The organism is Brakhagea slesvicensis (assembly GCF_052161625.1).
In the GTDB taxonomy this organism is placed as follows: domain Bacteria; phylum Planctomycetota; class Planctomycetia; order Pirellulales; family Pirellulaceae; genus JBKCUI01.
Map to the genome: position 1 here is coordinate 4,554,553 of NZ_CP197412.1, position 13,282 is coordinate 4,567,834.

Annotated in this window: 14 protein-coding genes; 6 read left to right on the forward strand and 8 right to left on the reverse strand. The window is 54.2% G+C overall.

All coding sequences use genetic code 11. The features are described from left to right. Positions 1-16: 16 nt before the first annotated feature. The 4 genes from SH467x_RS17205 to hpt are packed head-to-tail and all read right to left on the reverse strand — an operon-like array spanning position 17 to position 4,017. Entirely contained in the window at positions 17-1,186 is a 1,170-nt protein-coding gene (locus tag SH467x_RS17205) for a lactate racemase domain-containing protein (RefSeq protein WP_482368333.1), read from the reverse strand. Between the two features lie 11 nt (positions 1,187-1,197). Next, positions 1,198-2,304: a glycosyltransferase gene (locus tag SH467x_RS17210; RefSeq protein WP_482368334.1), complete on the reverse strand. Its 1,107-nt coding sequence runs from the start codon at positions 2,302-2,304 to the stop codon at positions 1,198-1,200. Next, on the reverse strand, positions 2,294-3,487 hold the full coding sequence (locus SH467x_RS17215) for a glycosyltransferase family protein (protein ID WP_482368335.1): 1,194 nt from the start codon (positions 3,485-3,487) through the stop codon (positions 2,294-2,296). The genes SH467x_RS17210 and SH467x_RS17215 overlap by 11 nt, the downstream gene beginning before the upstream one ends. After that, positions 3,484-4,017: a hypoxanthine phosphoribosyltransferase gene (gene hpt / locus SH467x_RS17220; RefSeq protein ID WP_482368336.1), complete on the reverse strand. Its 534-nt coding sequence runs from the start codon at positions 4,015-4,017 to the stop codon at positions 3,484-3,486. Before hpt ends, SH467x_RS17215 begins: the two co-directional genes overlap by 4 nt. A gap of 207 nt (positions 4,018-4,224) precedes the next feature. Here hpt and SH467x_RS17225 point away from each other — a divergent pair, with 207 nt between their 5' ends. Then, positions 4,225-4,521: a hypothetical protein gene (locus SH467x_RS17225; RefSeq protein ID WP_482368337.1), complete on the forward strand. Its 297-nt coding sequence runs from the start codon at positions 4,225-4,227 to the stop codon at positions 4,519-4,521. Positions 4,522-4,563: 42 nt separating this feature from the next. Here the strand turns inward: SH467x_RS17225 and SH467x_RS17230 are convergent, their stop codons facing one another. Then, a complete protein-coding gene (locus tag SH467x_RS17230) occupies positions 4,564-5,649 on the reverse strand; it encodes a TerC family protein (protein WP_482368338.1) in 1,086 nt (361 codons plus the stop codon). Positions 5,650-5,860: 211 nt separating this feature from the next. On the opposite strand from SH467x_RS17230, the gene SH467x_RS17235 reads away from it, so the two are divergent. From SH467x_RS17235 to mqnE, 5 genes are all read left to right on the forward strand, one after another. After that, positions 5,861-7,462, forward strand: a complete 1,602-nt coding sequence (locus SH467x_RS17235) for a 30S ribosomal protein S1 (RefSeq protein WP_482368339.1) — start codon at positions 5,861-5,863, stop codon at positions 7,460-7,462. A 156-nt stretch (positions 7,463-7,618) separates the two neighbouring features. Beyond that, positions 7,619-8,341, forward strand: coding sequence for a bifunctional demethylmenaquinone methyltransferase/2-methoxy-6-polyprenyl-1,4-benzoquinol methylase UbiE (gene ubiE, locus SH467x_RS17240; RefSeq protein WP_482368340.1), 723 nt, complete (start codon positions 7,619-7,621; stop codon positions 8,339-8,341). A gap of 2 nt (positions 8,342-8,343) precedes the next feature. Beyond that, positions 8,344-9,003, forward strand: a complete 660-nt coding sequence (locus SH467x_RS17245; protein WP_482368341.1) for a UbiX family flavin prenyltransferase — start codon at positions 8,344-8,346, stop codon at positions 9,001-9,003. Then, positions 8,997-9,953, forward strand: a complete 957-nt coding sequence (locus tag SH467x_RS17250) for a UbiA-like polyprenyltransferase (protein ID WP_482368342.1) — start codon at positions 8,997-8,999, stop codon at positions 9,951-9,953. Before SH467x_RS17245 ends, SH467x_RS17250 begins: the two co-directional genes overlap by 7 nt. Before the next feature lie 44 nt (positions 9,954-9,997). Beyond that, positions 9,998-11,152 (forward strand): aminofutalosine synthase MqnE, encoded by a 1,155-nt coding sequence (gene mqnE / locus SH467x_RS17255; RefSeq protein WP_482368343.1) that lies wholly within the window; start codon positions 9,998-10,000, stop codon positions 11,150-11,152. On the opposite strand, the gene speD is transcribed toward mqnE, so the two are convergent. From speD to SH467x_RS17270, 3 genes are read right to left on the reverse strand one after another with little or no spacing between them, the layout of a single operon-like run. After that, on the reverse strand, positions 11,142-11,534 hold the full coding sequence (gene speD, locus SH467x_RS17260) for an adenosylmethionine decarboxylase (RefSeq protein ID WP_482368344.1): 393 nt from the start codon (positions 11,532-11,534) through the stop codon (positions 11,142-11,144). The genes mqnE and speD overlap by 11 nt on opposite strands. Continuing rightward, positions 11,531-12,616 carry a 4-hydroxythreonine-4-phosphate dehydrogenase PdxA gene (gene pdxA, locus SH467x_RS17265; RefSeq protein ID WP_482368345.1) on the reverse strand — a complete coding sequence of 362 codons (1,086 nt, stop codon included), beginning with the start codon at positions 12,614-12,616 and terminating at the stop codon, positions 11,531-11,533. The genes speD and pdxA overlap by 4 nt, the downstream gene beginning before the upstream one ends. 4 nt (positions 12,617-12,620) lie before the next feature. After that, positions 12,621-13,229 (reverse strand): TlpA family protein disulfide reductase, encoded by a 609-nt coding sequence (locus tag SH467x_RS17270; protein ID WP_482368346.1) that lies wholly within the window; start codon positions 13,227-13,229, stop codon positions 12,621-12,623. Positions 13,230-13,282: the final 53 nt, after the last annotated feature.

Sequence of the window (13,282 nt, forward strand, 5' to 3'; positions counted from 1 at the left end):
GCCCTTCATCGGGCATTTAGTACTGAGCGCCGCGAATCACGCAGACGCGATGGGACTGTTCGATGAGATGTTCGAGAGAATGGAGGCCATCGACGAAAGCGAATCCAAGTGATTCGGTTTCGGCAGAAGAGAGGGACGACATCAAATAGACACTGCGATCAACGCAGATAGATCGAAGCACCGCGGCAGGGAATGCGTCTTCGGCGTGCGAACGCAGCAATCTCTTGTTAGCTTGTTCTGCAGGTGAATCGGATCGCAGGTCGCGGATGCCTGGAGTCGCTTTGCGAACATCGCAGCAAACAACCACTTTGCCGTCCGTTTGGCAGATGTTGTCAGCGAGAACTGCGGCTCTCGCGACAGAGAGCCAAGTCTGTTGCTGGGGAGCACCATCGACAATTCCTATCACGAGGTCGTAGGTTTCCTCGGGGAGCGAGCTAAGTTGTTCAATGCCTTTGCGAAAGACGGATTCGGGTTTTCCCGCGAGGATCTCGGCGACTTTACCATCGACAGATGGAACGACAGCGAGTGCAAATTGAACCCCGGCCAACCATCCGGCTTCGCGACTCAGTTTCTCATGCTGGTGGAGACGGGTGGTGTTGTCGTCTAGCCACGCCAATCCCCAACGCTGCTGCGTGGCTGCATCGGTGAACGAGGGAGAGATACCAAAGAGGTCGCTCGAGTATGGGCATTCAGCGGTTCGAATGCAGTAAATTGGAAGGACAACGTCGGCGTCGATCAATTCGCGTTGGACATAAATGGGATCGGCGGACTCGCTCGCTGCGATATACGCGTGGTTCTCTTGATCCTGGGGATCGTGTGCTACGAGTCGGATGCCGTCGATTCCATGAGCGGCCATCGCATCTCTCGCCGCGTCAACGATCGAGGGAGAAGTAGTCCCTAGGACCCAACAAACTCGGTCAGAATCACATCCGTGTTGTAGAAGATATCGAATCAATTCGCATGCAATAGCGATTCCGTCGGGAACACCTTCCTCGAGAGCAATCGCAATTCGGTCATCTGGGATCACCGCTAGCATCAACGATGGAAAATCAATTGGATTCTCCAATTGCTCCTGGATCATAGACGAATAGTCGTTGCGCGACGCAGCTCGACCATGGCTCCAAGGCAGCAAGTTTTTAGAAACGGGGAGCGTCACTTTCAACGAGCCTGCGAGTGCTTCAATCATGGGTTGGTTTATCATTTCCTTTGCAACCAATTTCGATAGAGTTCGACGTGCCGTTGGACCATGGCTTCACAGCTATGTTCCAGTTCGATTCGACGTCTGGCATTCTGAATGATTCGATCGCGCAGATCGGAATCGCGAAAGAGTTCATTGGTGAGGCGAGTTAGTCGGTCGACATCACCGGGTTTAAAGAGGAGGCCTGTTTCTCGATCGTGAACAAGATCGCGGTTTCCTGGGATATCGGTCGCGATGACAGGAATGCCTCCTCGTTGCGCTTCCAAGATCACATTCGACTGTCCCTCGTACAAACTACCGTTCCAGAGAACGTCGGCATGTTGCATGATCTCAGGGACATCGGTTCGTTCGCCGAGCAAATAGACTTGAGAGCCCGCTCGGATGTTGTCTCGGTATAGTTCCAAACGGCTCCGTTCCGGACCTTCACCGATAATCAAGTAGCACGTGTCTTCCCGAAGCATTCGAAGCATTTCCGCTCCCCAAATCAGGTCTTTGTAACCTTTCTGGTGCCAGAGCCGACCGACTGAGACAATCCACTTCAGGTCGGCAGGAACTCCCAATCGCTGAGCGACCACTTCTTTTGTCGCCTCGGATGTGGGGCCAGCAACTGCGGCATTGGGGATGACGAAGAAACATTCCTGTGGGATTCCCTTGTCCGCATAGAACTGGACAACACCGCTACTATTCGTGGTGATCCGTGGAGCGCGCTTTGCTAAAAATCGATCGATCCAAAACTGCCATTCCGATTTCCATGGATCCACGGATCGTTCCGATCCCGCAACGATAGGAACTTTTGCTAGCCACGCGGCGCTCCTTCCATAAGCGTTCGCGGCAAAGATCCATGTGTGGACAAGATCGGGGCCCAGGGAGCGGAATAGACGGTAAAGTCTCCACCACGCAAACGGATCGATTTTTCCCCGCTTATTGATAAAGTGCAACGGTATGTTCCGCTCCCTGAGCCAGCTTTCGCGAGGGCCCGTGTGGGTCAGGACAACAACATGGACTTCAAAATGCTCCTTGGGCAATCCATCGGCGAGGAGGCATAGCTGCTTTTCTGCTCCACCTTGATCGAGCGTTGGGATCACGAGTGCAATTTTAGTTTTCATAACCATGTGTTCCTTGGCTGCTTTCCAAGACCATCTTCCACTGTTTCATCCATTGCTTGGTTGGATGACGCGAATGGAGTTCGGCTTGAAGCGTCTCAACGGAGCGTGCGAGGGCTCGAGGTTGGGCGTACCAACGATGGAGTTGCAGAGCTAAGCTCGTTGGGGAATCATAAACGCACGCGTGGATCCCTGGACCGAAGAGGGGTTCGAGATCGGGGTGCTCTCGAATAAGGCAGGGAATTCCAGACGAAATGGTTGCGGGCAGGGTGAACTGAATGGCTTCTTCGGGATTGCTGACCCAGATCAAATCGGCAACTTGGAGGAGCGATTCGACATCGTCGAAGCTGTCGAAGAGAAGGAGTTCACGGTGCCATCCGCGGTCCCGTATGAATTCGTACAGTTGATCGTAGGGGAGCCCCGGATTGATAATCCATGTCCGGAACATAGCGCCGGAATCCAAGAGATCGCACATGGCTTGGAGCGTCGACTGCAGAGTCGCCATCTGGCAATGTCCTAGATGAAGTACTAGCGGTGTTGAGTCGGGCAATAGAAAGTCGCTGTTGATCTTTGCCAACGCGTGTAGAGTGGATTTTCGGATGTCGGGGGTGCGAACCGTTGGGATGGGGATGAAATCATCGATCCTGACCATGGACTGGGAAGCTACTCCATGTTGGATCATCAAGCGATGGACCGACGCCGAGGGTACGATCACGGTTTTGGCTCGGTGTGCGATATCGATTTGCATAGGCAAAGGAGACCGGACCGATGGAGCCAATCCAACATTGGAATCTGATAATCCAGCTCGCGCCAGGATCGGGCGATCCAATCGATTGCTCTTCGAAAGCAGGACGGAGGCGAGGGTGTCGATGCGATCGACATAGATCCATCCCACGCGATCCAGATTGGCATGCAGCCATTGGAGCACGTTTCGTTGGAAGTGAGATTCGTTCCAGTTGGTATTCGCTGCCGGTTGCAAACGGTGAATTCGGACTCCCCGCAATTCGAATTCGTCAGGCCAACTCGGGTGCCAGCGTGAAGTAAGAACCGTGCTACGAATCCCTTCGCTTTGCAATTGATCGAGCCAATGCATCAGTCGCAATGACGCGTCATCGCAATACGGCCAATATCGACGCGCAATCACGACGAGGTTTCGCTCAGTCTGCTCGTTGACGCGTTGGTTCAATTGGTGACATGCCTTGCAAGGTCGGATTCTTCTAGGACCCCGACAAACGGTAGATTGCGATAAAGGTCCCGATAGTCCAATCCGTACCCCACGACGAACTCGTTGGGGATTTCGAAGACCACGTAGTCGGGGTGTATTGGGACGGTGCTCTGTCCGAGCTTGTTCAAGAAAACCGCTGTTTTCAAGCTCGTTGGTCCCATCTGGCGAAGCCGATTCGAAACTTCGAAAAGTGTTTTGCCTGTGTCGAAAATGTCGTCCAAAAGCAGGACGTCCCGATCTCGAATATCGAGCATCATGTGATCTTGCACGACAAGCTCTCCCGATCGAGTTCCCCCGCGGTAAGAGCTGGCCTGGATGAGACTGATTCGCACCGGCATCTCTAGCCGCCGGATGAGATCGGCGAGCATTACGATACTCCCGGTCATGATCGATACGACCGTTAAAGGAGACTCGCCATAGAACGCGTTCAGTTCCTTGGCCAAACGATCCACACCTGCGTGGATTCGATCTTCGCTGAGTAGTATTTTCACCGAGCCCTCGCTTGTCGTGTCGCTTCGATTCGTCGCATCAGTTTCACGATTTTGCAAGTTTTTGCCAACTCGAAATAGTTGGTTCGTCAATCGAATGAGGGCTGACCGGTCCCACTCAAGTCGGTTCTGCCATCTCGATCTGGATACAGTACAATACGAAGCCGAATTAGAAATCCCGGGATTTCATGAACACAAGGAGACCGCTGCATGTCGGATCGCATTTCCCTTCGCACATTGTTGGTGAGCATCGCGGCGATCGCGGTACTGATGATGCTGCTAAGGCTGGCCATCATTCAAAGCGATGGGACGGCATTGCGAGTGCTCCTCTGCATTCTCGCAGTACCACTGTTTACGTTCGCGTTGTTCGCTCTGTTCTATGCGGTGACATTGCCATTTGGGGTTTTGACGCAGATCACGCGCGAGTCCTTGGCGCCGGCACAAAGTCCATTTGCTCCAGATCGCTTGCCTGATGCACTCGTTCCACAGATCGACGAAACGAAGTAGGTTGATACGATTTGTGGCGATTCGCGACCCGAACCCTGCCGTTTACGAAGCGTTTTGGTTGGATCCGTTGGGTTTCGGCAAGAAGCCGACGAAGAAACAGGAAAGCATCACGATCCAAAAGCCAGAGCATTCCGGCCTCCGGAAATCATGGAAATCGAGAAGCTTTGGCGCTGCCTTGATGGGCCCTTCCGCATGCTCCGACATTCCCAGAGGCCAGCTACCGATCAACCAGCTCTCGTAGGCATGCACCAGCTCGATGCGAGATTCTTCGAGCGATGCAAACCAAGGTTGCCAGCTGCCTAACCATGTAGCCCCTTCAAAACTCCAATTGCTGTTAAACGCCCAGTCCGCAAGCAGCTTAATGCCGATAATACTGACCAGCAAATAGGCCGAGATTTCGAATCGAGGGAAGCGTTCGAGCAACCTGACGAACAAGGCTGCAGCAAACCGCATCAGCACGACACCGAGGACCCCGCCGGTGATCACCACCCAGAGTTTTTCTTGTCGAGAACCTGCGAGCGCCATGGCGGCCAAGATCGAGTCGACCGCGAACGCGATATCGGTCAGTTCAATGACCAGCACCGTCTTCCAAAACAGCCCCATCGAGTGCTTATTGACATCGCAAGCTGCCGAAACGGGGTATGTCGTTCCGTAGGGATCCACGCCGTCCTGTGTGACCAAGGCTGCTGCAACTGGAACTCGCTGCTCGATTTCAATATTTTCGCGATTGATATCCAGGCTCTCGCCAGTCTGGGCATCCACCAATCTCGGGTTCCCGTCTTCATCCAGGACCATCTTCTCTTCACCGCCGTCGGATTGCTCGAGAAAAAGGTGCTTTACCGCGATGAAAACGAGGTAGGCTCCCCCGAGAAACTTGACAAACGTGTATTTCAAAAGGAAGCCAGCGGTCAGAATCGCAATAACGCGGAATACGAATGCACCGATGAGGCCATAGGACAGTGCGCGAGCCCGCATGTGTTTGGGGAGGCGTTTGGCTAGCATCCCCAAAACGAGCGCATTATCGATCGAGAGGAGACCCTCCAAGACGATCAGTAGACCAACGATGACGAGGTCGGCAGGTACAACTTCTTGTCCTAGAAGTACGACAGCGATCGGCAAATCGAACATGGAGATTTCAGATGGCCTGGTAGCGGTTGCGGGACTGGGCTGCGAATGCAAAGAATAGCCGACTCTTGCAGTGAGAACAGCCTAGGGGGATCAAGATACCAAAAAAACAGTCCCCTGCGACTGTTGATGCAGCACCTGGGCACATAACGAGCTCGCTGCTAAACTACTCCCACTACTTCATTGAAATCAACGATCTCTAACCCCCCCGATTATGAGCGACGCGAACTCTCTTCCAGAACCTGTTCAGGATGCGTCTTCTTCCCAGGCCTCGCAGGCTGCTTCTTCCCCGGATCGGCCGGCCCCCGCTGCAGGTGGCCCCATCAATTTGGATGCGATTCGCCGATTGAGGGAGAACCAGCAGGGGGCTGCACCACCGCGACAGGGGGCTGCACCATCGCGAGCAGAAAAGAGAGGGCCAAAACGAGACGTTGCTTCGACTCCTGGTTCCACTCCCAAAGCCGAGTCAGAGTCTCTCCCGTCCGAACTTCCTCCCGAAGCAATCGATGCGGAGGCGGCTGCACCGCGTTACAAATCAAACAAAGATCAATCGGCTCCGATTGCTCCCAAGGTCCCGGTTCCCAGCGCTCGCGTTCGTTTTTCGGACGAAGACGCCGCGTTGGAAGATGCGCTGAGTGGAGCGAATCTGGATCAACTCATGATCGGTGACAAAACCGTTCAAGTCGGGCGGCGATTAGAAGATGGTTCGCGGCACCCTGGCAAAGTTCTGAAAGTCCATAACGCCAACGTCTTCGTCAGCCTTGGCGGCCCGGACCAAGGGGTCGTGAATTTACTACAATTCGACGAGCCCCCTGTGGAAGGTCAGCCCGTCGACGTCTTGATTCGTTCCTTCAATAACGAAGAGGGGCTCTACGAACTATCGATGCCGGGCGAAACGATCTCGGTCAACGATTGGGATGATCTGACCGAAGGTGGTGTGGTGGAGGCCAAAGTGGAATCGGCCAACACCGGCGGAGTGGAGTGCAAGGTTGGAAATGTCCGAGGCTTTATCCCCATGAGCCAGCTCTCCGAGTTCCGCGTCGAGAGCGCGGCGGATTTCGTCGGACAAAAGCTCCTTTGCGTGATCACCGAAGCGAATCCTCGACGAGGCAATCTGGTACTGAGCCACCGGGCTGTTTTGGAACGGGATAAAGAAGCCAAACGGAAAGAACGCCTTGCCACAATTCAAGTCGGCGATCATTGCGATGGAACCGTTCGCAAAGTACTGGAGTTCGGGGCCTTCGTCGATATCGGCGGGCTGGATGGGTTGATCCACGTCACCCAGCTCTCCTGGGAAAAGATCAAGCATCCGAGTGAAGTGGTAAAGGAAGGAGATCAAATCAAAGTTCGGATCGACAAAATCGATCCCGTTACCGGCAAGATTGGCCTCTCCTATCGATCGGCTCAAGATAACCCTTGGAATGACGTAGAAACGCGATTCCCTCCCGGGTCGGTCGTCCGCGGTGCTGTGTCTCGCCTCGCGAACTTCGGTGCATTTGTGAAGTTGGCAACGGGTATCGAAGGATTGATTCACATTTCCGAATTGGCCCATCGACGCGTCGCAAGCGTCTCGCAGGTTTTGCAAGAAGGACAAGAGGTCGAGGTGAAGGTCTTGACCGTCGAGCCCGACACACAACGGATCGCTCTTTCTTTGCGTGCAACCCAAGCGAAACCGGAGAAGGAATCGGGCGGGAAAACACCGGAGCCCGAAATCGAAGACGTGCGCCGAGCTCCTGCGGTCAAAAAGTTCGACGGACCGCTTAAAGGCGGCACCGGCAAGAATAACGGTGGCGAGCTTTTCGGACTGAAGTTCTAGATCCCAGCACTCCTTTGGTTTTGGCGAGCAAACCGTACTGACGGCAGTTACAACCCGGGCTGTCGGTGCGGTTATCTCGAATCGGATTGTTGGACTGCCAATTTCTGGGCGACCAACACGAGTCTTCAAGGCAACGCTAAACGTGTGAGGATCATCATGACGCAGGTCGTGGATAAGTCGGGCGACCGGGTTCGTGCGATGTTTGCCCAAATCGCTCCCCGATACGATCGGCTCAACCACCTCCTCTCCCTCAACATCGACAAACGCTGGAGGAGCAAGACGCTGAGGCTGCTCCGTCTGTCCCCGGGCGCTCCAGTACTCGACGTTTGTACCGGCACTGGAGATTTGGCGCTGGCCCTATCCAAAGAATTAGGGCCGGATACCGAGGTCATCGGATCCGACTTTTGTGCCGAGATGCTCGATATAGCGAGGGTCAAACAGGCGAGAGTTGTTCCCGAAGGTGCGAATCTACGGTTCATCGAAGCGGATACGCAGTCGCTACCTTTCGACGACAATACCTTTCAATGCGTCACGGTCGCGTTCGGGCTGCGAAACGTTTCCGATACCATGCGAGGTTTGAGAGAGATGGTCCGCGTTACGAAGAAGGGCGGAAAGGTGGCTGTCCTCGAGTTTTCCAAGCCGACCGCGCCCGGTCTCAAGCAGATTTACAACACCTACTTCTTGAAGGTGTTGCCACGCGTTGGACAAGCGCTCGCGAGCAATGACAAGTCGGCGTATGAGTATCTCCCTCAAAGCGTTCAGCAGTTTCCATGTGGCGAAGCCCTCGCGAGTTTGATGCGAGAAGCTGGCCTGGTTGATATTCGACTCACACCGATGACCTTGGGTGTCGTAACGCTCTATTTAGGGACAAAGGGTTAACGATGAGCAACGTGCAGTCTGCCCCTTTAGTTCTTGCAATCACAGGTGCGAGCGGAGCGGTCTACGCCGCCCGGTTGCTTCAGACGCTTGTTTCGTCAGGCATTCCAGTTCACGCCGTGGTCAGTCCATCCGGTGCGGAGGTCGTGCGCCAGGAGCTTGGGTTGCAGATCGGTGGTACGGATCGCGATTTGTCCGCACTATTGAGCTACGCATGGGGGGACGATAAATGGGCGAAGCCGACTCCTGCGGCCGTGGAGGCAGGTAAAAAGCTTGTAACGGTGTTCCATCACCACGACTTCATGGTGCCAATAGCGAGCGGCTCTTTCTTAACGAGAGGCATGGTCGTTTGTCCTTGCTCGGGCTCGACTCTTTCCGGAATCGTTCATGCGACTAGCCAGAATTTGGTGGTGCGCGCCGCTGATGTTCATTTGAAAGAGCATCGAAAGTTGATTTTGGTCAATCGTGAAACCCCGTTGTCGGTGTTTCAGCTTGAGAATATGCATCGAGCCGCTCAAGCGGGCGCGGTAGTACTACCTGCGATGCCCGGTTGGTACCACGGTGTGCAATCGGTTGTCGATCTGATTGATTTTGTCGTCGCACGAATATTGGACCATCTTCAAATCCAACACGATTTGATACGTCGGTGGGGTACTCCATGCTGACTTCCACGACCGCACCCGCATCGCAGGGGATCTACCAACAGGTCAAGAACTATTTGGAGATGGTACGTTTCAGCCATACTATCTTCGCCTTACCGTTTGCCATGCTCGCGACGGCTTGGTCGTATCTTACGCCTATCCCTGAGGTGGCCGGAGGAGGCTATGTCCCTTTTCGCATTCAGGATTTGATCGGCGTACTGCTTTGCATGGTATCCGCGCGAAGCTTTGCGATGGGAATTAACAGGTTGCTCGATCACCGCATTGACGCAGAGAATCCTCGAACTGCGACGCGGCATCTCCCGAGAGGTGTTTTGAGCCGTCAGGGGGTCGCAGCTTTTTGTGTGTTGTGCGCGGTTGCTTTCGTTGCGTCCTGTGCACTCTTTCTTCCCAACCGTTGGCCGCTGCTTTTGGCGTTGCCGGTGCTGCTGTTTCTGGCTGGCTATAGCCTGACCAAACGGTTTACTCGGTTCGCACACTTTTGGCTCGGTTGCGCATTGATGCTCGCCCCTGTATGCGCGTGGCTCGCCATTCGTGGTCAGATTATCGATCGAGTTCCGAGCGATTTAATGCCTGTGATATGGCTCGGGGGTATCGTTTCGTTTTGGGTCGCGGGATTCGACATTATCTATGCTTGCCAAGATTACGCGTTCGATAGGGACGCTGGTTTGCACAGCATTCCGGCCAAGTTGGGGATAGCAAATGCTCTTCGAATCGCGAAGCTTTGTCATGCGTTCATGTGGATAATGTCCATCTCGATGCCCTGGGTTTTTCCCTCGTTAGGCTTGGGATGGGTTTTCGGTTCCGCAGTCGGCTTGGTTGGAGTATTGCTCGCCATCGAACACCGATCGGTCTCCGAACAATCTCTCGAAAAAATGAACTTGGCATTCTTTCAGTTGAATGCTGTGATAAGCGTTATCTTTTTAGTTGTCGGTACGGTGGACGTTTGGTGGTAGTCGAGGTTTTGCGAGACTAGTACCGATGAAGGAGTGATGAACCAATGGTAGCACCTGAGATACAAGACCGATTGCGAGTTGTTCGCGATAAAGTGGAGCAAGGCGGAAGGCTGACGATGGAGGATGGCTTATTCCTTTCGTCTCCAGAGACACCGCTGCAGGCCGTCGGTGAATTGGCCAATTACGTTCGGGAGCGGATCAATGGAAACGTTGGGTATTACAACATCAATACTCACTTAAACCCTACCAACGTTTGTGTTTATCGCTGTCGGTTTTGCGCTTTCCGCTCGGACTTGCGGGATCCAAAGGGATATGTGATGAGCGATGAGCAGATTCTCGCTCGAGGGCAAGAGGCAGTCGAAAACGGCTGCACCGAAATGCACATTGTGGGAGGGCTTCACCATCAACGGGGATACGATTGGTACCGAGGGATAATCGAAAACTTGCACCGAGTCTATCCGCAGATTCATTTGAAAGGGTGGACCGCGGTAGAGATCAATTGGTTTGAGTTCCTGACCAAGATGAGCTCCAAAGCCATCCTTGAGGATTTGCGCGAGGCAGGGCTAGGAAGCATGCCAGGTGGTGGAGCGGAGATATTTCATCCCGAGGTTCGGGATCAGATTTGCGAGCACAAAGCGAACACACATAAGTGGTTGGAAATTCATCAATCTGCGCATGAAATCGGGTTGAAGACGAATTGCACAATGCTCTATGGGCATGTGGAGCAGGCCTATCACCGCATCGATCATCTGTTGAAGTTGCGAGGGTTGCAGGATAAGACCGGAGGTTTCCAAACATTCATACCGCTGGCGTTCCATCCGGAGAACACCAAGCTTTCGCACTTGAAGAAGCCTTCCGCGTTGATGGATCTTCGGACAATGGCGGTATCGCGGTTGATGCTAGACAACGTTCCTCACATCAAAGCGTATTGGATCATGCTTGGTATCGGTACGGCCCAAACCGCATTGGCTTACGGCGCCGACGATATCGATGGAACGGTCCGACATGAACTGATCTATCACGACGCGGGGGCGACGACACCGGAGATTTTGAGCGTGGAGCAGATCAAGCAATTGATCGTTGAGGCAGGGCGCGAGCCTGTCGAACGGGATACCGTTTACAGACGCGTGTATCGCAATCCTGATGACTTCAAAGCATGGAGCATTGGGGAGGATGTGCCCGTCTTGCTCAGTGTTTGATCTGGAAATTGTCTTGTGTGGGATCGGTAGTGATGCGGCGTTCCGATGTAGAACGCTTCGTGCTCGTGGGTTGAAAAGCACGGATCAAGTAATCGAAGGAACGCTGTACATCGATCCGATCCGAGCAGGAAAAGTAATCGATACAAACCGCTCGATGTTCCGGCCAGGTATGAATGGCGACGTGTGATTCGGCGATGATAACGACCCCGGTCAATCCGAAGGGCGAGAACGCATGGAAGCAACGCTGGACGATGGTGGCTCCGGATAGTAGCACTGCTTCGCAAACGATCTGCTCTAATTGTGCAGGCGTATCCGGTATGTTTTGGCAACCGGATAAATCGAGAAACCAGTGTCGACCTAACAGTGTTTCGTCCGTGTTCATCGGGTGACCTCTTCGTTCGCCACGCCGCAAAGTCGAACAGCGGTCAGGATAGCTTGGGACATCCCCGTCGCCTTCGCAATATTTCTCCACGCGATGTCATGAGCCGTTCCGTGAGCGACACTGGTTCGAACAATGGGGAGGCCGAGCGTGATGTTCACGGCGTCGAACATATCGAGTAGTTTGAGGGCGATGTGACCTTGGTCGTGATACATTGCAACGACGGCATCGAACTCACCCTCGGCTGCTTTCGGCATAAGGGTGTCAACGGGATAGGGGCCTGAGACGTTGAAACCGGAAGCTGCCGCTTTCGCGGTTGCTGGAGCGATGATGCGCCATTCTTCATCCCCGAATCGACCAGATTCACCTGCGTGGGGATTGAGCGCGGTGACGGCGATCTTGGGATGACCATCGAGGGCCAATGAGCGTCGGATACGAGCGAAGACGCGGTGTGCCAGCTGGATCTTTTCGATGATATTGTTTTCAGTGATGTGTTCGAACACGTCCCGAAGCGCCATGTGGAGCGTCACGTGCACCACGCCTAACCCCGCTGGTCCGCCATGTTTGGGAGGTCCAGGAGGAAGGTAAAGCATCATCGCATGATCCGTCACATTGCACAGATAGGCCAGCAGTTCGGTGTGTCCTGGCCAGTCGTGGCCCGCCAATTGGAGCGACTTCTTTTGAAGCGGGGATGTGACGACGGCATCGACTCGGCCAGCGAGGGCGAGATCGGTAGCGCGCACCAGCGCGTCGTAGGCAGCTTGGCCCCCCTGAGCTTGAATGGATGGTTCGATATGGTGTCCCCAATCATCGGGCCCCGCAGGGATGCAATAAACTTGCTGGGGCGAAGATTGGCAGGGTGTGAGGGGAATCGATTCGGGAGAGTCGACGATTTGGATATCCAAGTCGACGCGGGTGACGTGGCAGGCGAGTCGCAAAGCTTGTGGCGATCCAATCACGACGAACCGAGCGGCTTGTTGCAGCTTTGGATCGGCAAGCGACTTAGCCGTGATCTCCGGCCCGACGCCGGTGGGGTCGCCAAGCGTGATCGCGACGATGGGGCGTTTGAAGGAATCGGATTGCAAGGGATTACTGCTTTCTCGCGGCTTCGATGGAATTTTTGAGCGTGTTACCGCTGATGGTTCCGCGCCAGATATCGGCGATCTTTCCCTGTTTGTCCAGGACGATTGTGGTGGGATAGCTGAATCCTCCCGACTTGAATAGCAAACTGACTTGCTGACGTGAGAATTCGACTGGATCCCAGTAGATGGGCATGTCTTCGATCTTTTCTCGATCCAGGTACTTCTTCGTGTAGAAAGCCAGGTCATCCTTGGTTTCAGGAGACCGATCTCCGCATGCGACACTCGCGAACTCCACATCCTGGGAGTCGATGTATTCCTTTTGCAATGTTGCAAACTCTGGATATTCCATCAGGCAGGGCCCGCACCAAAAGCCCCAAAAGTGGAGGACGAGGACTTTGCCTTGCATCTCAGCGAGATCGAGTGGTTTTTCGGTAAATAGGAGAGGCTGCAAATCGAGTTCCCCGATTGGGGTTCCTCGAAGCCGGGTTTCTTCTCGCCCGAGGTAGACCAGAGCAGTGATGCCAACGGTCATGAAGAGGGCTGCCAGCAGGAGCGGAAGGTAGGATGGTTTTGCAAACTTCTGGGGGCTTGGAGCAGACGAGGTGGAATCGCTCATAGATACCCTTTGCCTATCGATATGGGAGATGGGAAGCGGCGAGGCCCTGTCGG

Excerpts from the sequence above, each read along its gene's own strand:
- speD (WP_482368344.1), bottom strand. The coding sequence starts at position 11,534 with ATGAACACGGACGAAACACTGTTAGGTCGACACTGGTTTCTCGATTTA.
- SH467x_RS17230 (WP_482368338.1), bottom strand. The coding sequence starts at position 5,649 with ATGTTCGATTTGCCGATCGCTGTCGTACTTCTAGGACAAGAAGTTGTA.
- SH467x_RS17225 (WP_482368337.1), top strand. The coding sequence starts at position 4,225 with ATGTCGGATCGCATTTCCCTTCGCACATTGTTGGTGAGCATCGCGGCG.
- mqnE (WP_482368343.1), top strand. The coding sequence starts at position 9,998 with ATGGTAGCACCTGAGATACAAGACCGATTGCGAGTTGTTCGCGATAAA.
- SH467x_RS17205 (WP_482368333.1), bottom strand. The coding sequence starts at position 1,186 with ATGATTGAAGCACTCGCAGGCTCGTTGAAAGTGACGCTCCCCGTTTCT.
- SH467x_RS17235 (WP_482368339.1), top strand. The coding sequence starts at position 5,861 with ATGAGCGACGCGAACTCTCTTCCAGAACCTGTTCAGGATGCGTCTTCT.
- SH467x_RS17245 (WP_482368341.1), top strand. The coding sequence starts at position 8,344 with ATGAGCAACGTGCAGTCTGCCCCTTTAGTTCTTGCAATCACAGGTGCG.
- SH467x_RS17210 (WP_482368334.1), bottom strand. The coding sequence starts at position 2,304 with ATGAAAACTAAAATTGCACTCGTGATCCCAACGCTCGATCAAGGTGGA.
- SH467x_RS17250 (WP_482368342.1), top strand. The coding sequence starts at position 8,997 with ATGCTGACTTCCACGACCGCACCCGCATCGCAGGGGATCTACCAACAG.
- SH467x_RS17270 (WP_482368346.1), bottom strand. The coding sequence starts at position 13,229 with ATGAGCGATTCCACCTCGTCTGCTCCAAGCCCCCAGAAGTTTGCAAAA.
- ubiE (WP_482368340.1), top strand. The coding sequence starts at position 7,619 with ATGACGCAGGTCGTGGATAAGTCGGGCGACCGGGTTCGTGCGATGTTT.